Genomic DNA, 17328 nt, shown 5'->3' with positions numbered 1-17328 from the left:
AATGCGGCTGTTTAATCTTCAGTTGACGATTTCTTTCACCATAACTTTGTAACTTTCGGTGCTGCGATTGAGTCTTTGCCACTGCTACAACGCTAACGGTCTGCAAAGCCGCGTTGTAAGCGCTTGTTATCTGCATGCTGAATTGCTAACTCAAGGCCAACGACAAGCGGTTAGGCGAACTGGGCATCGCCGGATTTCCCTTATCGGGCAAAATGATCCGCGCAGCGGGTTGGACACTACAGGCGGGGCAAAGCAGCGTTTGCTGAGAATGCGAGGCCATGGGGGCGGGTTCCAATGTAGGGGGTTAACCCTAAGGGACGTAACAACGCTAGTCCTTGGAGATGCGATCCATGGTGCCGTTCGACGAAGACCTAAATCAGACAGTCAACCAGGAGGTTGACGTTGACAGCTATGTGGGAAGCCGCATTAGGGAGCGGCGTGTCATGCTGGGGCTCAGCCAGCAGCAAATGGCCAACCTGATTGGCGTGACCTATCAGCAGGCACACAAATACGAACGCGGAATCAACCGCATATCTGCCGGCCGCTTGTTCGAGATTGCTCGCGTTCTACGCGTACCCGTCAGCTACTTCTTCGATGGCCTCGACGGCAATTCGACTGAAGAGGATCTGACGGTACGGCAGCGGATGTGCCTGGAGCTGGCACGCAACTTTACCCAGATCCCCAATGAGCGCCACCGTGAGGCGCTGAGCCAATTGGCGCGGGTTCTCGCCGCAAAGTAGGACATTTACGGACATTCGCTGATGGGGCGTGTCCCCAGGGCGCGAGGGCGTAGGCAACGCTCCGGCGGGCAATCCACATTGCCGGCCGGTGGGTGCGCGCGCCCCTCGATCCCTTGGGCCAGCCTGCAACTTTGGGCAGGCTGGCGTTACGGACCGGCGCGATCGCGTGTCGCGTCGGCAGGTGCCGCATCCCCACAGTGTTTGGCGGCGGCTTCGGCGTTGCGGTGCAGCCGGTCGCGGCCGAGGCGCTTGATGGCGCTGCCGGCAAAGCGGGCGCGGAACGCGGCATCGTCCAGTGCCAGCAAATCGGTAAGTGGCGGCGCAATGGCTTCCGGCCGTGGTGCGAACTCCGGATGCGGTGAAGGGGTCGCAAACGAATTCCACGGACAGACGGCGAGGCAGTCGTCACAGCCGTAGACGCGATTGCCCATGCGTGCCGCCAGATCTTCGGGCAGATCGCCCTTGCTCTCGATGCTCAAATAGGACACGCAACGGCGCGGCTCGATCCGATAGGGTTCGGGCAAGGCAGCCGTTGGACATGCCTGACGGCAGCGGTCGCAGGAGCCGCAGTGATCGGTTGCGGGCGTATCCGGCGGTAAATCCAGGGTGGTGAATACCTCTCCCAGGAAAAGCCAGCTGCCGAACCGCCGAGACACCAGGTTGGTGTGCTTGCCGATCCAGCCGAGGCCGGCCCGCTGCGCCAGCGGCTTCTCCATCACCGGCGCGGTATCGACGAACACCTTCACCTCGCCACCGAAGTGACCGACGATGAAACGGCCGAGCGCCTTCAGCCGTTTCTTCATCACCTCGTGATAATCGCGGCCCTGGGCATAGACGCTGATGGCGCCACGATCCGGCTGCGCCAGCACCGCCCGCGGATCGTCGGCGGGGCCATAGTTCATTGCACAGCAGATGATGCTGCAGCTATCGGCCCACAGCACCTGCGGCGCGGCGCGGCGCTCGGCAGTGGTCGCCATCCAGCCCATATCGCCGTGGCGGCCGTCCGCAAGATAGGCTGTCAGGTGGTCTGCATCATCGGGGTTGGCGGCGGCGGTGGTTACGCCCACGTCATCGAAGCCGAGCCGTAGCGCTTCGCTCTTGATGACCGCCTTGACCGCGTCAGGGCCGGCTGCGGCATCGGCTGATTGGTGTTGCAGGTCGTCGCCCGTCACCGGCCAGCCTCGCCGTTGCTCGACCCGTCCAGCGCGGCGATGAATGCGGTGAACCACGCCTGCTTGCGCACCGATACCAGATCGGGGTCGGCCAGCATGTGGTGGCGGCTTCCCACAGTCCCATGGTCCCTTGCCTGCTCGAGCCAGGATCGACACCCGTCGGCGTCACCGCGCAGCGCTGCGACACAGGCCAGATTATAGGCACCCGCCCCGGGCTTGCGATTTTCGGCGTCGAGAAGTTTGCCCTCCGCTGCTTGCAGGAGCCGCCCCCGTTCCTCGTCGGTGCTTCGCCCCGCCTGCGACAGATACACACTTCCCCAGGCGTTAAATGCCATCGCCACCTTCTCGCGCAGCGGCGTCTCCGCCGCGTCGGCGAAGCGGGCGATCAGCTGGTCGTAGACGGCGATCTCCGCCTCGCTGCGGCCGAGCGCGCCGAGCCTGACGCCCTTGTTGAAAAGCGCCTTCGCCACCGGCTCGCGCAGCGGCGTCTCTGCCGCGTCGGCGAAGCGAGCGATCAGCTGGTCGTAGACGGCGATCGCGTCCTCGCTGCGGCCGAGCGCGCCGAGGGTGACGCCCTTGTTGTAGAGCGCCTTCGCCACCTGCTCGCGCAGCGGCGTCTCTGCCGCGTCGGCGAAGCGGGCGATCAGCTGGTCGTAGACGGCGATCTCCGCCTCGCTGCGGCCGAGCGCGCCGAGGGTGATCGCTTTGGCAGAGAGGGCCTTGGCGAAAGCGGCCTGTTGTTCGCTGTCCGCGGCGATGGCGAAGCGAGTGGTGATTTCATCGAAGGTGGCAATTGCCACCTCAAGATTATTCGAGTGAAAATTCCCCACGCCGACCGCGTAGGAAGCTCTGGCCCATTGCAGGTCCGACGTCGCGGCCCCCACGGCCTTTCGGGCGCAGAACAGGGCGTCCGATGCATCCGCGGCACTGTCGATCAGGCGCTCCCATTCACCGATCCAATACTCAAACCTGGGAGCCGACGGGGCTTCTGTCGCTGCCCGCTCCACAGGGGCGGTCGCTGCCGCGGTCAGGCTGGCGATCGCCGGTTCATTGAGCTGATTTTCGTGCTTCATCAGCCACTGCGCGAGATGCCCTTCGAGCACGTCGAGGAAATCCTCGAGAGAATCATAGTTTTTGAACAGATAGCGTTTGCCGTCCTCGATCTGCCTTTTGAAGTCGAGAACCTTCGACAGTTGAGCGCCAGGATCGTGCAGTTGCCGCGGCTCGACCGCCTTGAAGAACAGCGCGATGTTGCGAAGCTTGGTCTCTTGATAGAGCTGTTCGGCGAGCGACCATTCTTCCTCGGTGCCTGAGGTATGACCGCTGCCGGTTGGCGTTCCCCAACGGTCATGCAGCACGAACACCGCGAAGTCGCATTGGCGCAGGTCTTCGTTGATCAACTCCTGCGGCCGGCCGGCGCCGCCCAGGGTGTCCTCCCAGCCGACCGGATGGAAGGTGACGCCGCGCGGTTCGGCGTGGAGCCGGGTGAATTTTTCCAGCTTGCCGCGAAAGCCCTCGCGCTCCGCCTGCAGACCGCCTGGCGAGGCGATGAAAATGCGGTATTGGGTCAGCTGCCGTGGCACGCCTAGAGCCTCGGCACCGACAGGCCCTGCGCCGGGGCTGGGCAGACGCGTGACGCGTCTTGCGGTCGTTCTTTTTCCCCCATCGTTGCTGAACTCCCCCTCGACTCGTTAGCGTCGCCAATGAATAGCGAAAGCACGGATCTCCAGCCAGTGTTTGACCATGCTTCCCCTGAGCAGCCAGTACCACCGCTAACGGGGCAGCCTAACCGGTCAGCGCTTAGCCCACCATACGGCCGCGGTCATCCGACAGCAATCTCGCGCGGATAGGCCCGGCAGCCGGTGGGTGGCGTGGAGGGTGGTGCCAGATGGCCGGCGCTGCTAGATTTCGCAGTGGCTTGCCAGCGGCGACGCACCGTCCGCGGCCGCCGCCAGACACCGCCAGGATCGCGCATGAACCCACAACCGCACTCCCCGCCGCCAACTTTGCCGCTGCCGCGTCCGTGGAAGCTGGTGGTCGCCTCCATCGTCGTCGTCAGCTTCCTCTACTGGATGTATCGCACCGGCGAGAAGGAAGGCGAAGCACCGCCGCCACCCGCGGCGCAGAGCTCGCTGACGATCGCCGTTGTCCCCGTCTGAGCCGCCGCCAGCCACGACGGCCTCAAGCTGCCGCCAGCACCGCCTGATTCGCTCAATGAGCCGGTAGCGTCAGCGGCCAGAAGATGGGAATGACGAAGCTGGCGACGATCCAGAGGGTAATGTTCAGCGGCAGGCCGACTCTGGTGAAGTCGGTGAATTTGTAGCCGCCGGCGCCGTAGACGAAGGTGTTGGTCTGATAGCCGATCGGCGTCGCGAAGCTGGCCGAGGCGGCGAACATCACCGCGACGGCAAAGGGCCGCGGATCCACCCCCATCTGCTGCGCAATACCGATACCGATCGGCGTCAGCAGAATCGCGGCGGCGTTGTTGCTGATGAACTCGGTCAGGATCGAGGTGATGAGGTAGATCAGCGACAGCACCACCCAAGGTCCGAGTACACCGACGGACGAAACGAGGGCGTGCACCACCATCTCTGCCGCACCCGTTTTTTCCATCGCCACGCCCAGCGCCAGCATGCCGAAGATCAGCATCAGAATCGGCCAGTGGATCGCCTTGTAGGCTTCCTCCGCATTGAGGCAACCGAGGGCAACGACGAGGGCGGCGGCAATCAGCGCCGTCGAGGTGATCGGCAGTGCTTCGAACGCCGACAAAACGATCACCGCGACGGTGGCGACAATAGCGATCCACGCCTTGCTGCGGCGAAATGGCAGCGCCGTCACTTCGGTCAGGTTGATCAGTTCCTGGCGGTCGAAGAGCCGTTTCAGCCCGGCGCCCGGGCCCTCCAGCAGTAGCGTGTCGCCGAACTGCAAGCGCACCTGATCGAGTTTGGTGTGCAGGTTCTCATTCTGCCGATGGATGGCGAGAATATAGGTGTCGTAGAGTCGCCGCAGGTTGAGGTCACCGACCCGCTGGTTGACGAGGCTGGAACGTGGACCGACGATGCCCTCCATCATCCGCACGTCGCGGGTGGCGATCGGCTCAAGCTCATGCGCACTGGCTTCGAACTTGACGTCGCCGCCATTTCGCAGGCCGACGAATTCGGCGACGCTGGTCCGCAGCACCAGCCGGTCGCCGGCGCGCAGTTTCGGCTCACCGTGTTCCGGGTCGATAGAGGCGTCATCACGAATTACGTCAACCACGTGATGGCCGCGTTTGCGTGAAATCCCCGCCTCAGCCAGCGTCTTGCCGATCAACGGCGAGTCATGCGGGACCAGGACTTCGGTCAGAAACTTGCGGTGGGAGAGATCGATCAGGGTGTCCGAAAGCGTGGTTCGGTCGGGTAGGAGATGCTGACCGAACAGATAGAGGTAGGCGATGCCGATCACCGCGTAGACGAGGCCGAACGGGGTGATTTCGAACAAGCCGAAGGCCGGCAAGTGGAGGTTTTGCACGACGCCGTCGACAAGAATGTTGGTCGAAGTGCCGATCAGGGTGCAGGTTCCGCCGAGGATGGTCGCAAAGGACAGCGGGATCAGCATTTTCGAGGGTGTCTGGCCGACCGAATGGGCAAGGCTGATGACCACGGGGGTGAGGATGACCACGATCGGCGTGTTGTTGACAAACGCCGACAGCACCATCGCGATCAACATAACCACGCCGAGTGCGTGCATCGGCGAGCGCCATTTGACCCGAGCGATCACCTGCGCCAGGGAATCGATGACGCCTGTCCGCTCCAGGGCGGCCGACAGAACGAACAGGCAGCCGACGGTGATCGGCGCGCTATTCGAAAAGACGCTGAGTACTTCCTTGGATTTCAGGATGCCTAGCGCAAGCAGGAACGCCACCGCGCACATGGCGAGAATATCAGGGGCGATCAGCTCCTTCACCATGCCGCCGAAGACAACGACGGTGAGTGCCAGCACGATGACGATCTGTAGCGTTTCCCAGGTCACGCTCTTATGAACTCCAAGCGGATGACGGATAAACTCTCAAGCGGGTGTTGGACCAGCGTGCCGGCATGAGGCGGAGCAGCGGATGGCCGGCAGGGTAGCCGAGTGTGCGCCGGTGGGTAAAGGTGAACTGCGCCGGCCAGCACTGCAACCGGAGGACACGAAATGCCCTCACCTTGGTTTTCCGCAGCATTGGCCGGCCGCCGGCGGTGAGGTTCTGCTCGACAGCGACCCGGCATTCCGGGATTGTGCGGGCGCGATGCCATGCGTTTCGCTGCCGAACCCGTCATCTTCGGGACCGGCGCCGGCCACGGCGAGGACTGAGACCGGGGCCGCAGGATGGGCACCGTCGAGTGAAGGTTGCAGAAGGGAAGAGACAACGATGACAACACACGCCGAACTGGCGGCGCGCCTTCTTCGCGAGGCAGCGATTATCTTCCGGACGATTAATCTGCCGGATGTGGAGGTCCAGCAACGGCTCGATACCTTCGGCAAGCTCTACGAGCGCGTTGCCGAACTGGTTGAACAGGCCCCCACCGATCGTCTCGATCCAGCGACAATCGAGGAGTTTTAAGGCGCGACGGTTATCGGTGCCGGCGGGTCCGGCAGGCTGGTCTAGATGTCAATGATCTGCCCGGACGGTTGATCGCCAGCCTCGGCGAGGGCAACGAAGGCTTCCGTGATGGAGTCCGGCGCACGCAGAAGGAGTGGATTTTCCCCGGGAAACGCCAGTGACCGCAGCGCGGTTCGCGTTGGTCCCGGACGGAGGAGATTGGTACGTACCGGTGTGATCCGCTCTACCTCCTCGGCGTAACCACGAACCATCGACTCCAGCGCGGCCTTGCTGGCGGCGTAGGGGCTCCAGTAGGCGCGGCCGGCACTGACGATGTCGGTCACGAACAGAGCGCGTCCGGCCGGAGAAGCCCGCAGCAGCGGATCAAGGGACCGCAGCAGACGCCAGTTTGCCGTGACGTTGACCGCGAACACCGCTTGCCAAGTGTCCGCCGGGACGTGACCGAGGGGAGAAAGAACGCCCAGTTGAGCTGCGTTGCCCACTAGGACATCAAGCCGTTGCCAGCGCTCGAAGACGGCGATGGATATCCGTTCGATCAGGTCGGCGTCTGTGAGGTCGCCCGGCACCAGTGTCGCACGGCTGCCGAGTTGCCGCAGCTCATCGTCCAGTTCCTCGAGTGCAGCTTGCGTTCGCGCCACTAGCACCAGCTCTGCACCTTCCGCAGCAAAGCGTAACGCTACGGCGCGACCGATCCCGCGGCTGGCGCCGGTGATCAAGGCGAGCCGACCAGCAAGCCGACCAGGAAACGGCGGGGAGGGAGGAGTGATGATGTCGGTCATTCTTCAAGCAGTGACAGTTGATTGTTGGCCTGATCGATCTGCTGCTGATCGACGAGGCGGATCGGATAGTCGCCGGTAAAGCAGGCATCGCAATTCTGTGGCCGCTGGCGGTCGCGCCCCGTCTCCCCNAAAGCCCGATAGAGACCGTCGATGGAGATGTAGGAGAGCGAGTCGACGCCGATATAGCGGACCATTTCCTGCAGGTTCTTGGTTGCGGCGAGCAGTTCCGCCCGCTCCGGCGTGTCGATGCCGTAGAAACACGAATGCGTCGTCGGTGGACTGGAGATACGCAGGTGGACTTCCTTGGCGCCGGCGTTGCGCACCATCTGCACAATCTTGACCGAAGTCGTGCCGCGGACGATGGAATCGTCTACCAGCACGACGCGCTTGCCCTTCAAGCGGGCGGCGTTGGCGTTGTGCTTCAAGCGGACACCAAGCAGACGAATGTGCTGCGTCGGCTCGATGAAGGTCCGACCGATGTAGTGATTGCGGATGATCCCGAGCTCAAAGGGAATGCCCGACTGGTCGGCGAAGCCGATGGCCGCCGGCACGCCCGAATCGGGAACCGGCACCACCAGATCAGCTTCCACTGGACTTTCCCGTGCCAGCTCGACGCCGATCCGCCGCCGGACGTCGTAGACGTTGCGGCCTTCGATCGTCGAGTCGGGCCGAGCGAAGTAGATGTACTCGAAGATGCAGAACCGCTTCGGCACCTTGACGAAGGGCTTGATTGATCGCAAGCCTTGCTCGTCGATGATGATCAGTTCGCCCGGCTCCACGTCGCGGATGAACTCGGCGCCGATAATATCGAGCGCGCAGGTTTCCGAGGAGAGAATGTAGGCGCCATCGAGCCGGCCGAGCACCAGAGGGCGGACACCGTGCGGGTCGCGCATGCCGATCAGCTTGCGCCGGGTGATCGCCACCAGCGAGTAGGTTCCTTCCAGCTGTTTCAGGGCATCGATCAGCCGGTCAATGACCGTGGAGTAGTGGCTGGTGGCGACCAAGTGAATGATCGTCTCGGTGTCGGTGGTCGAATGGAAGATGGCTCCGCGCCGCACCAGATCGCGGCGGACGGCCAGCGCATTGGTCAGGTTGCCGTTGTGGGCGATGGTCATGCCGCCGAATTCGAAATCGGCGAAGAGCGGTTGGACGTTGCGTAAGATTGTTTCGCCGGTGGTGGCATAGCGGACGTGGCCGACGGCGACGCTGCCGGTCAGCCGTTCGATGATGTCGCCGGTGCCGAAGTTGTCGCCTACCAGTCCGAGTGCCTTGTGGGCGTGGAAATGCTCGCCGTCGTAGCTGACGATGCCGCATGCTTCCTGGCCGCGATGCTGCAGAGCGTGCAGACCAAGCGCCGTGGTTGCCGCGGCGTCGGGGTGGCCAAAGATACCAAAAACGCCACATTCGTCGTGGAAATGATCGTCGAGGGGGCTGCCGCCTGTACCGCCGTCCGAAGGCGTGACGGTTGACCGCTTTCCATCGTCTGCAACTCCCTAACGATTGCCCTCGAGCAGACGTTCGATCTCTCGGCGTTCACGCTCGTCGTACCCCTTTGGGCTTTGGTCGGGATTGCCCGCCGGGGCCTTCGGGTCAGGGCTCATCATGTCACGAACAATGCGTTCGGTTTCAAGCATCTTTCGATTCTGCTCGCGTGCCGCATCGGCGGCGGATGCACTCCCACCCTGGCGATCGACGAGTCCGGTGAGCCACGAGGATCCCTTTTCTACCAGAGGGAGCAGGCGGGCGTCGTGCAGCCACGCGGGTTGCTCCTGCGGCGTCAACAGCCACTGCACCGGGATATAGGCGAGGCAGATGAGCACCGCACCGCGTAGCAGGCCAAAGACGAAGCCGAGCGATCGATCGATGGCGTTCAGACTCGACCCGTGCACTCGGGACGAAATGGCGCGGGTGACGATGGAGAGCGCGATCATCGCCAGGATGAAGATGCCGGCGCCGGCCGCCACATCCGCCAGCAAGGGCGGCTGAATGAAGTCACGCGCGTAGGGGCGCGCCAGCGGCAAGCCGAAGATGACGGCAAACGCTGCACCCACCCAGGCGGCGATGGACAGCGTTTCGTGGACGAAGCCGCGACCAAAGGCGAGGATCGCCGATATGAGGATGGTTGCCAGGATGGCCAGATCGAGGACGGTAAAGGGTAAGCTACCCATGGCTAACTTTCCTTGCGGGCACAGCCTCGGGCGCCGGCGGTTTGAGCGTTGTGAGCAATTCGCTCAGCAGGCCGACCCGATGCAATCTCATGTCTAGCGTGCCGTCAGCCGGCGCGCGCCGGGATGGCAGAATGGCCTGGGTGAACCCCAGTTTTGCCGCTTCCTTTAGCCGGGCATCGGCACGGGCAACGGCCCGCACCTCGCCGGCGAGACCCACCTCACCAAAGACGACCGTATCGGGCGGCAGGGCGTTGCCGCTGGCAGCAGAGACGATTGCCGCAGCGACGGCAAGATCGGCAGCCGGTTCGGCAACGCGAAAGCCGCCGGCGACGTTGAGGAAGACATCGGCGGCGCCGAAACTCATGCCACAGCGCGCCTCCAGCACCGCGAGCAGCATGGCGAGGCGGCCGCTGTCCCAGCCGACGACCGTCCGCCGGGGTGTTCCCAGCGGTGAGGGGGCGATCAGTGCCTGGATTTCCACCAGCACTGGCCGCGTGCCCTCGATACCGGCGAAGACGGCACTCCCCGGGACCTGACTCTCCCGTTCGGCGAGAAACAGTGCCGAGGGGTTGCGCACCTCCTGCAACCCGGCATCGGTCATCTCGAAAACGCCGATCTCGTCGGTAGGCCCGAACCGGTTCTTTACCGCGCGCAGGATGCGGAACTGATGACCGCGTTCACCTTCAAAATAGAGAACAGCGTCCACCATATGCTCCAGCACCCGTGGCCCGGCAATCGTTCCTTCCTTCGTCACGTGACCCACCAGTAGCAGCACAAACCCTCGGCGTTTGGCAATGCGGATCAGCGCCTGCGCCGAGGCGCGCACCTGGGCGACGGTACCCGGCGCCGACTCCAGACCATCGATGAACATGGTCTGGATGGAATCGATGACAACCACATCCGCGGCCTTGGCCACATCGAGGCTGGCGGCTATCTCGTTGACCGCCGTCGCCGCCGCCAATTGTACCGGTGCGGTTCGTACGCCCAAGCGTGTCGCTCGCAAACGCAGCTGGCCGATTGCCTCTTCGCCCGAGATGTAGACCGCCGTCATGGATCCGGACAAGCGCGCCGCCACCTGTAGCAGCAGCGTCGATTTGCCGATGCCAGGGTCGCCGCCGATCAGGATCGCCGAGCCGGGGACAAGGCCACCGCCGGTGACCCGATCGAGTTCATCGAGGCCGGTGCCCCGGCGCGCCAGCGGCCCGCCCTCGCCGTCGAGGGGGACAAAGGCCAGACGCCGGGCGTGGCCACGCTCCCGTCCCGGATGGCCATCGGCCGCCGCCGCCTCTTCGATCAGCGTGTTCCAGGCCAGGCAGGCGTCGCAGCGTCCACTCCACTTCGGGTAGACGGCGCCACACTCTTGGCAGACGAAGACACTCGTTGGTCGCGCCATGGCAACGTTCACCGGCCTCGATGTCGTTCCGCCAGCCCGGTCAAACCTCGACCGTCATCTGGATCGGTCCTTCGGCACGTCCGTGGATGAACTGATTCACCCGGGCATCGTCCACGTCGTCGATCTCGGCAACGGCGCCAGCCCAAATGATGCGCCCCTGATAAAGCATGGCGATGCGATGGGCAATCTTGCGCGCGCTCGCCATGTCGTGGGTGATCGACAACGCCGTCGCCCCCAGGTCGCGCGTGGTTTTGACGATCAGGTTGTTGATGATATCGGCCATGATTGGGTCCAGGCCGGTGGTCGGCTCATCGAAGAAGATGATGTTGGGGCTGGTGGCGAGTGCCCGGGCGAGGGCGACGCGCTTTTGCATGCCGCCGGATAACTGGCTGGGGAAATGCCCGGCTACCGAGGCATCAAGGCCCACCTGCGCCAGCGTCCGCAACGCGGTCGCATCTGCCTCCTTGCGGTCGATCTCCTTGCGAGCCAGCAGCCCGAAGGCCACGTTTTCCAGCACCGGGAGGCTGTCGAACAGCGCCGACCCCTGGAACAGCATGCCGCAGCTTCTGTTGATCTCTTCGCGGCGCCGGCCGCGCAGCCCGACCACTTCCTCGCCGTCGATCTCGATGCTGCCGCCATCTGCCTCAAGCAGGCCGAGGATGCATTTGAGCAGGACTGACTTGCCGGTGCCGGAGCCGCCGATGACCACCACCGACTCGCCGGGGTAAATGTCTAGATCGACGCCGGCCAGCACCGTCTTGGTCCCGAAGGATTTCTTCAGGCCGCGGATACGGATTTTCGGCGGGGCGGCCTGGGTCATGCGAAGACCTCGGTCATTTGGCGAAGAACAGCTCAGTCAGGATATAGTCGAAGCAGAGGATGAGGATCGACGCCGAAACCACTGCGTTGGTGGTGGCGCGGCCGACGCCCTGTGCCCCGCCCTTTGAATGGTAGCCGTGGTAACAGCCCATCAGGGTAATGAGGAAGCCGAACACGGCTGCCTTCACCAGTCCCGAAACCACGTCCTCTGTGGTCAACGCAGCGACTGTGCTCTGCAGGTAGGTGGCAGGGTTGAAGCCGAGCTTGAACACCGAGACAAGATAACCGCCGAAGATGCCGATGACGTTGGCCACCAGTACCAGCAGTGGCAGCACGATGATGCCGGCGATCAGCCGCGGCGCGACTAGATACTTTTTCGGATTGGTTGACAGCGTGGTCAGCGCGTCGATCTGCTCGGTGACCCGCATCGTGCCGATTTCGGCGGCCATCGCCGCACCGATGCGGCCGGCGACCATCAATCCTGCCAACACCGGCCCCAGCTCGCGGGTGATCGAAATCGCCACCACCTTGGCAACGGCGCCTTCGGCGGAGAAGCGGGCAAAGCCGGTGTAGCTTTGTAGCGCCAGGACCATGCCGGTGAAGATGGCGGTGAGCCCAACCACCGGCAGCGAGAAGTAACCGATCTCGATCAACTGGCGGACGATATTACGCCAGTAGAAGGGTGGACGGACGCAATGGGCGACGCCTGATCCAGCGAACAGGACCAAGCGGCCGGTGCGACCGATGAAGCCGAGAGTGAACCGGCCAAGTGCCTGCAAAGCACCCATCGTCGATTAGGCACCGCTCCGGGTGTAGACCCGGCGGTAACGCGAGCCTAACGAGGTGAGAATTTCATAAGCAATGGTGCCGGCGTCACTGGCGACGGCGTCCACCGAGTGGTGTGGACCGATGAGCTCGATAGGTGTTCCTGGTCGCACGTCGGCCTCCGGCAACCCGCTGACGTCGAATGTGATGAGGTCCATCGAAACTCGCCCGACCAAAGGTACCGGCCTGTCGCCGATATAGCCGGTCCCGCGACTGCTCAACGACCGGAGATACCCGTCAGCATAACCAACGGCAACAGTCGCGATGCGTTCCCTTCTGGCACTTTGGTGGGTGGCACCGTAACCAACGGTCGTTGCCGCGTCAATCGTACGCACCTGGAGCACGCGTCCCTCCAGGCGAAGCACCGGCTGCATCGGGTTCGCCTCCTCGGGGCGGGGAGCGCCGCCATAGAGGGCGATCCCGGGGCGGACCAAGCGGCCGTGGTAGTCGGTGCCGAGCAAAATGCCCGATGAGTTGGCGAGGGACGGCCGGGCCGGCGGCAACCGCGTTAACGCGTCGCGGAAGCGGCTAAGCTGCAGCGCGTTGAGGTGATGCGACGGTGCCTCGGCACAGGCAAGGTGACTGACGATGGCGGTTAGCTGGATACCCTGCAGCCGCTGCCGGTCGGTGGCGACGATCGCCAGTTCCTCGGGCGGCAGACCCAGGCGTGACATGCCGGTATCCACTTGGATTGCCGCCGGCAGCGGCCGGTCCAATCGTCTTGCATGCGCGGTCCAGGCGTCGATCTCGGCCAGCGAATTGAGCACTGGTTGCAGCTCGTGAGCCGTCAGATCTGCTTCACAGCCGCTGATCAGGCCGTTCAGCAGGTAGATGGCGGCNGACTTGGCTGACCGATGCCGCTTCGCCGGCGGGGGCAGGCCAAGGATGCATCTGAGGTGAATGCCTTCGTCAACGCTGGAGACGAAGAAGGTCCGGCAGTCGGCGGCGGCCAATGCAGGTGCGACCGCGGCGACGCCGAGACCGTAGGCGTTGGCCTTGACCACTGCCGCACACTCCGCGGGCGATACCATCGCCTGCAGCCACCGCCAGTTGGCGACAATGGCATCGAGGTCGATGGTGAGTACCGCGCTGGCGATGGAGGCGGTGGTGCTCATTCGGGGACGTCGGCCAGATCCCGCGGGTCCAGATCACCGAAGCGGGTCAACTCGCCCTGGAACACCAGCTTGATGCTGCCGATCGGCCCGTGGCGCTGCTTAGCGATGACAACCTCCGCCAAGTTGTGTGCCTTTTCGCAGCGGCGCTGCCAGTCCTGGTGCCGCTTGTCGAATTTGTCGTCAGCTTCGTCCGGCCGTTGCGACGGCTCGGCCCGTTCGAGATAGTACTGCTCGCGGTAGATGAACATCACCACGTCCGCATCCTGTTCGATGGTGCCCGANTCGCGGAGGTCCGAGAGCTGCGGCCGCTTGTCCTCCCGCTGCTCGACGGCGCGCGACAGCTGCGACAGCGCCAGCACCGGGACGTTCAACTCCTTCGCCAGCGCTTTCAGGCCACGGGTGATTTCCGACAGCTCCTGAACGCGGTTGTCGTAGCGGGAGCCGGCGGAGGGCGCAATCAATTGCAGATAGTCGATGACGATCATACCGAGGCCGACGTTGCGCTGGCGGGCGAGACGACGGGCTCGGGTGCGCATGGCGCTGATGGTGAGTGCCGGGGTATCGTCGATGAAAATCGGTAGCCGTTGTAGCTCGCCGCTCGCCACCACCAGGTCGCTGAACTTGTCGGCCGGGACCATGCCGCGGCGGATCTTGTCCGAGGGGATGCCGGTCTGCTCGGCCAGAATGCGTGTTGCCAATTGCTCGCGCGACATTTCGAGTGAAAAGAAGCCGACTACGGCCCCGTCTACCACCTTTTCGTTGCCGTTCTCGTCACGCTCCTTGCGGTACTGGCGGGCTGCATTGAAGGCCATGTTGGTAGCGAGCGCTGTCTTGCCCATGGAGGGCCGGCCGGCGAGGATGATCAGATCAGAGGGATGCAGGCCGCCCAGCTTGCCGTCCATGTCGCGAAAGCCGGTGGGCACCCCGGACAGCAACCCGTTGCGCTGATGCGCCGCCTCGGCGATGTCGAGGGCGTTGGCGAGGCTGTTGGCGAAGGATTCGAAGCCGCCCTCGTGCGAGCCGCGGGTGGCGAGGTCGTAGAGGCTCTGTTCGGCGTTCTCGATTTGCTGCATCGCCGGCGCATCGATGTCGCCGGCGTAGGCGCTGTTGACCACGTTCTCGCCGATGTTGATCAGTTCGCGCCGCAACTGCAGGTCGTGGATAAGTTTTCCGTACTCGCCGGCATTGATAACGGTAACCGCCGCGTCGGCGAGGCGGAGCAGATAGGCAATGCCGCCGGCGCCGGCCAGTGCCTCGGTCTGATCGAGGTAGGCTTTCAGCGTCACCGGATCGGCGACCTGACCGCGTTCGATCAGCTTGGCACAGGATTCGAAGATGTGGCGGTGCTCGGCTAGCGCGAAATGCTCGGGGCGGAGATACTCAGAGACGCGCTCGTAGGCCTGATTGTTGACCATGATGGCGCCAAGCAACGCCATCTCGGCTTCGATCGAATGCGGCAGCTTGCGGGTGGGCGGGGTGAAGTCGGCGAGTCCGCTCAAGGGTCCGCGGGTGTCGGGAAAGGCGACGGTCATGGCAGGTCCGTACCAGCGCTGCGTGGCAGCCGAAGCGGCAGAGTATGCCACAAGGGACGCGGCAGATCGGGAGAGAGAGGGGGGCGAAGACGCGGTGGCCCTGGGGAAAGCGGGGATGATCGGCCGGGATCTGCCGCTGCGGTGGAACAGCGGGGATAACCTTGTTGATGCTGTGGATAAGTTTTGCCCGCTTGGCCTCAGGCGGCTGCTTCCGCCAGGCGCGGTGCGACGGAGAGCGCGCGTTCGGCGTCGACCATGTAGTCGCGGGTCAGCGGTAGAGCGTCCTGGCGCTTGGCAAACTGCGCCTGAAACACGCACTGACGCAGATGGCGGAAAGAGACCTCGCAGGCAGCAAGGTAGAATTCCCACATCCGACAGAATCGTTCGTCGTATAGCGCCAGGATCTGCGGCCGGCTGGCGAGGAATCGCCGCCGCCAGTGGCGCAAGGTCTCGGCGTAATGCAGCCGCCAGACTTCGAGGTCGGTGAGCCACAGGGGGTGCCTNTCCGCCACCCGCACCAGTTCGGAGAGGGCAGGGGTATAGCCGCCGGGAAAGATGTGTTTGCAGATCCAGGGATTCGTTCCGCCCGGCCGGTCGGCACGCCCAATGGTGTGGACGAGGGCGATGCCGTTATCCGCCAGATGGTCGACCAGGATGCGGAAGAACTGACGGTAGTGGCCAACACCGACGTGTTCGAACATCCCCACGGAGACGATTCGATCAAAGGTCCCCTCGACGTCACGATAGTCGCAGAGTTGGAAGCGGACGCGTTCGGCGAGACCGGCGCGCGCCGCGCGTGCCCGGGCAACGTACAACTGCTCCGCTGACAGGGTGAGTCCGGTGACGCTCGCGTCCAGCGCGCCGGCTAGATAGAGCGAAAGGCCGCCCCAGCCGCAGCCGATGTCGAGGACACGATCCCCTGGCTTGATCTGCAGCTTGGCGGCGATATGGATCAGCTTTTGCTGCTGGGCGCGATCGAGGTCGTCGTCCTGGCAGCGGAAGTAGGCACAGGAATACTGCCGGTCGGCGTCGAGAAACAGGCTGTAGAGCGTGGCGGACAGATCGTAGTGATGGCGGACGTTGCGCCGCGCCTTCGTTACCGGATTGAACTGCTGCAACTGGCGGAANGAGGGGGCGATGCGATCAAGCGGACCCGAGGCAGCAGCGCTGCCAAGACGCTCCAGATTGGCGCCGACGAGTGCCAGGAAGTCGTAGATCGAACCGTCCTCGACCGTCAGCCGTCCGTCCATGAACGCTTCGCCCGCGGCGAGNGACGGACGCAGATACAACTGCCAGTGCAAGGCTCGATCGTGCAGCCGCAGCGTCACGCGGGGCGTGCTGCCGTCGCCATAATCGTGCACACAACCATTGGCATCGACCACCCTCAGGTTGCCGATGCGGACAAGCCGACGAAACATCTGCCCAACCAGCACGGCTCTCCTCCTTGCCGGGCGGGGCGCGACGTCGATTCAACGGCTGTCAGGTGCCCCGCCACCCTTCACGCCTACATGACCATCCCCTCAATGTTGACATAGGGTGGCGACGAGTACGCGCAAGAGGTGCATCTGTCCGGCGGGGCACGACGGCAAGCGGCGCGGTTAGGCCGTCCGATTATACCGCTTCTTCTGGGCCTTCCTCTTCTGCTTCCGTGTCTTCGCCCCCGGCCGCCTCGATCAATTCCGCCTCCAGTTCATCTTCCGCCTCATCGCGGCGGCTGAAGGCGCTGCCGGTGCGGGCCTGCTGGTCCGCCTCTTCGCGCGAGCGCGCGATGTTGGCGCTGACGGTGACGATCACTTCGGGATGCAGCGTGACGCCTACCGCGTGCACGCCGAGCGTCTTGATCGGTGCGTTCAGCCGGACCTGCTGCCGGCCGATGGTAAAGCCGGCTTCGGTGATCACATCCGCTAGATCGCGGGCGGACACCGACCCGTAGAGCTGACCCGACTCGCCGGCCTGCCGAATAAGGGTGACGTTGAGGCCGCTCATTTTGACGGCGACCGCCTCTGCCTCGCTACGACGCTGCAGGTTGGTTACTTCCAGCTGCGCTCGCCGTTCGTCGAACCGCTTGCGGTTCTCTTCCGTCGCTCGGACAGCCTTGCCTTGCGGCAAGAGGAAGTTGCGCGCATAGCCGGGACGGACGTGGACGAGGTCGCCCATCTGTCCCAGGTGCTCCACACGCTCNAAAAGGATAACGTCATCGTCT

The 17328-nt window shown here is 63.9% G+C and carries 16 protein-coding genes; 3 read left to right on the top strand and 13 right to left on the bottom strand.

What is annotated here, in order from left to right; translation table 11 throughout:
- The first annotated feature begins 350 nt into the window (after positions 1-350).
- Positions 351-740: a helix-turn-helix domain-containing protein gene (locus HQ394_RS03300; protein WP_190262018.1), complete on the top strand. Its 390-nt coding sequence runs from the start codon at positions 351-353 to the stop codon at positions 738-740.
- 146 nt (positions 741-886) lie between these two features.
- Here the strand turns inward: HQ394_RS03300 and queG are convergent, their stop codons facing one another.
- Both queG and HQ394_RS03290 read right to left on the bottom strand, forming a co-directional pair.
- Positions 887-1912, bottom strand: coding sequence for a tRNA epoxyqueuosine(34) reductase QueG (gene queG, locus HQ394_RS03295; RefSeq protein ID WP_223291814.1), 1026 nt, complete (start codon positions 1910-1912; stop codon positions 887-889).
- Entirely contained in the window at positions 1909-3495 is a 1587-nt protein-coding gene (locus tag HQ394_RS03290) for a TPR end-of-group domain-containing protein (protein ID WP_190262017.1), read from the bottom strand. Before HQ394_RS03290 ends, queG begins: the two co-directional genes overlap by 4 nt.
- 390 nt (positions 3496-3885) lie before the next feature.
- Between HQ394_RS03290 and HQ394_RS03285 the strand changes: the two genes are divergently transcribed.
- Complete coding sequence (locus tag HQ394_RS03285) at positions 3886-4071, top strand: hypothetical protein (protein ID WP_190262016.1); 186 nt, start codon at positions 3886-3888, stop codon at positions 4069-4071.
- 52 nt (positions 4072-4123) lie between these two features.
- Here the strand turns inward: HQ394_RS03285 and HQ394_RS03280 are convergent, their stop codons facing one another.
- Complete coding sequence (locus HQ394_RS03280) at positions 4124-5923, bottom strand: SLC13 family permease (RefSeq protein ID WP_190262015.1); 1800 nt, start codon at positions 5921-5923, stop codon at positions 4124-4126.
- Positions 5924-6302: 379 nt separating this feature from the next.
- Here HQ394_RS03280 and HQ394_RS03270 point away from each other — a divergent pair, with 379 nt between their 5' ends.
- Positions 6303-6494: a hypothetical protein gene (locus HQ394_RS03270; RefSeq protein ID WP_190262013.1), complete on the top strand. Its 192-nt coding sequence runs from the start codon at positions 6303-6305 to the stop codon at positions 6492-6494.
- 41 nt (positions 6495-6535) lie between these two features.
- Here HQ394_RS03270 and HQ394_RS03265 read toward each other — a convergent pair whose 3' ends face one another.
- The 10 genes from HQ394_RS03265 to rplI all read right to left on the bottom strand — a co-directional run bounded on the left by HQ394_RS03265 (position 6536) and on the right by rplI (position 17315).
- Positions 6536-7273 (bottom strand): SDR family NAD(P)-dependent oxidoreductase, encoded by a 738-nt coding sequence (locus HQ394_RS03265; RefSeq protein ID WP_190262012.1) that lies wholly within the window; start codon positions 7271-7273, stop codon positions 6536-6538.
- Positions 7270-8661, bottom strand: a complete 1392-nt coding sequence (gene purF / locus HQ394_RS03260) for an amidophosphoribosyltransferase (protein ID WP_190263094.1) — start codon at positions 8659-8661, stop codon at positions 7270-7272. Before purF ends, HQ394_RS03265 begins: the two co-directional genes overlap by 4 nt.
- 105 nt (positions 8662-8766) lie before the next feature.
- Positions 8767-9441 carry a CvpA family protein gene (locus tag HQ394_RS03255; protein WP_190262011.1) on the bottom strand — a complete coding sequence of 225 codons (675 nt, stop codon included), beginning with the start codon at positions 9439-9441 and terminating at the stop codon, positions 8767-8769.
- The gene (radA, locus tag HQ394_RS03250) at positions 9434-10834 is read right to left on the bottom strand and encodes a DNA repair protein RadA (RefSeq protein ID WP_190262010.1); all 1401 of its coding nucleotides are present in this window, start codon (positions 10832-10834) and stop codon (positions 9434-9436) included. Before radA ends, HQ394_RS03255 begins: the two co-directional genes overlap by 8 nt.
- 40 nt (positions 10835-10874) lie before the next feature.
- On the bottom strand, positions 10875-11654 hold the full coding sequence (locus tag HQ394_RS03245) for an ABC transporter ATP-binding protein (protein WP_190262009.1): 780 nt from the start codon (positions 11652-11654) through the stop codon (positions 10875-10877).
- A gap of 13 nt (positions 11655-11667) precedes the next feature.
- Positions 11668-12441: an MlaE family ABC transporter permease gene (locus HQ394_RS03240; protein WP_190262008.1), complete on the bottom strand. Its 774-nt coding sequence runs from the start codon at positions 12439-12441 to the stop codon at positions 11668-11670.
- 6 nt (positions 12442-12447) lie between these two features.
- A complete protein-coding gene (gene alr, locus HQ394_RS03235; protein WP_190262007.1) occupies positions 12448-13593 on the bottom strand; it encodes an alanine racemase in 1146 nt (381 codons plus the stop codon).
- Entirely contained in the window at positions 13590-15125 is a 1536-nt protein-coding gene (locus HQ394_RS03230) for a replicative DNA helicase (protein WP_190262006.1), read from the bottom strand. Before HQ394_RS03230 ends, alr begins: the two co-directional genes overlap by 4 nt.
- Positions 15126-15322: 197 nt before the next feature.
- Positions 15323-16543, bottom strand: coding sequence for an SAM-dependent methyltransferase (locus tag HQ394_RS03225; RefSeq protein ID WP_190263093.1), 1221 nt, complete (start codon positions 16541-16543; stop codon positions 15323-15325).
- Between the two features lie 193 nt (positions 16544-16736).
- Positions 16737-17315 (bottom strand): 50S ribosomal protein L9, encoded by a 579-nt coding sequence (gene rplI / locus HQ394_RS03220; protein ID WP_223292019.1) that lies wholly within the window; start codon positions 17313-17315, stop codon positions 16737-16739.
- Positions 17316-17328 lie beyond the last annotated feature (13 nt).

Origin of the sequence: Defluviicoccus vanus, assembly GCF_014672695.1 — a bacterium.
Classification (GTDB): Bacteria; Pseudomonadota; Alphaproteobacteria; order Rhodospirillales; family Defluviicoccaceae; genus Defluviicoccus; species Defluviicoccus vanus.
This window is presented reverse-complemented; position numbering and strand designations above follow the sequence as displayed.

Excerpts from the sequence above, each read along its gene's own strand:
- HQ394_RS03285 (WP_190262016.1), top strand. The coding sequence starts at position 3,886 with ATGAACCCACAACCGCACTCCCCGCCGCCAACTTTGCCGCTGCCGCGT.
- HQ394_RS03245 (WP_190262009.1), bottom strand. The coding sequence starts at position 11,654 with ATGACCCAGGCCGCCCCGCCGAAAATCCGTATCCGCGGCCTGAAGAAA.
- HQ394_RS03300 (WP_190262018.1), top strand. The coding sequence starts at position 351 with ATGGTGCCGTTCGACGAAGACCTAAATCAGACAGTCAACCAGGAGGTT.
- HQ394_RS03265 (WP_190262012.1), bottom strand. The coding sequence starts at position 7,273 with ATGACCGACATCATCACTCCTCCCTCCCCGCCGTTTCCTGGTCGGCTT.
- radA (WP_190262010.1), bottom strand. The coding sequence starts at position 10,834 with ATGGCGCGACCAACGAGTGTCTTCGTCTGCCAAGAGTGTGGCGCCGTC.
- HQ394_RS03255 (WP_190262011.1), bottom strand. The coding sequence starts at position 9,441 with ATGGGTAGCTTACCCTTTACCGTCCTCGATCTGGCCATCCTGGCAACC.
- HQ394_RS03270 (WP_190262013.1), top strand. The coding sequence starts at position 6,303 with ATGACAACACACGCCGAACTGGCGGCGCGCCTTCTTCGCGAGGCAGCG.
- HQ394_RS03240 (WP_190262008.1), bottom strand. The coding sequence starts at position 12,441 with ATGGGTGCTTTGCAGGCACTTGGCCGGTTCACTCTCGGCTTCATCGGT.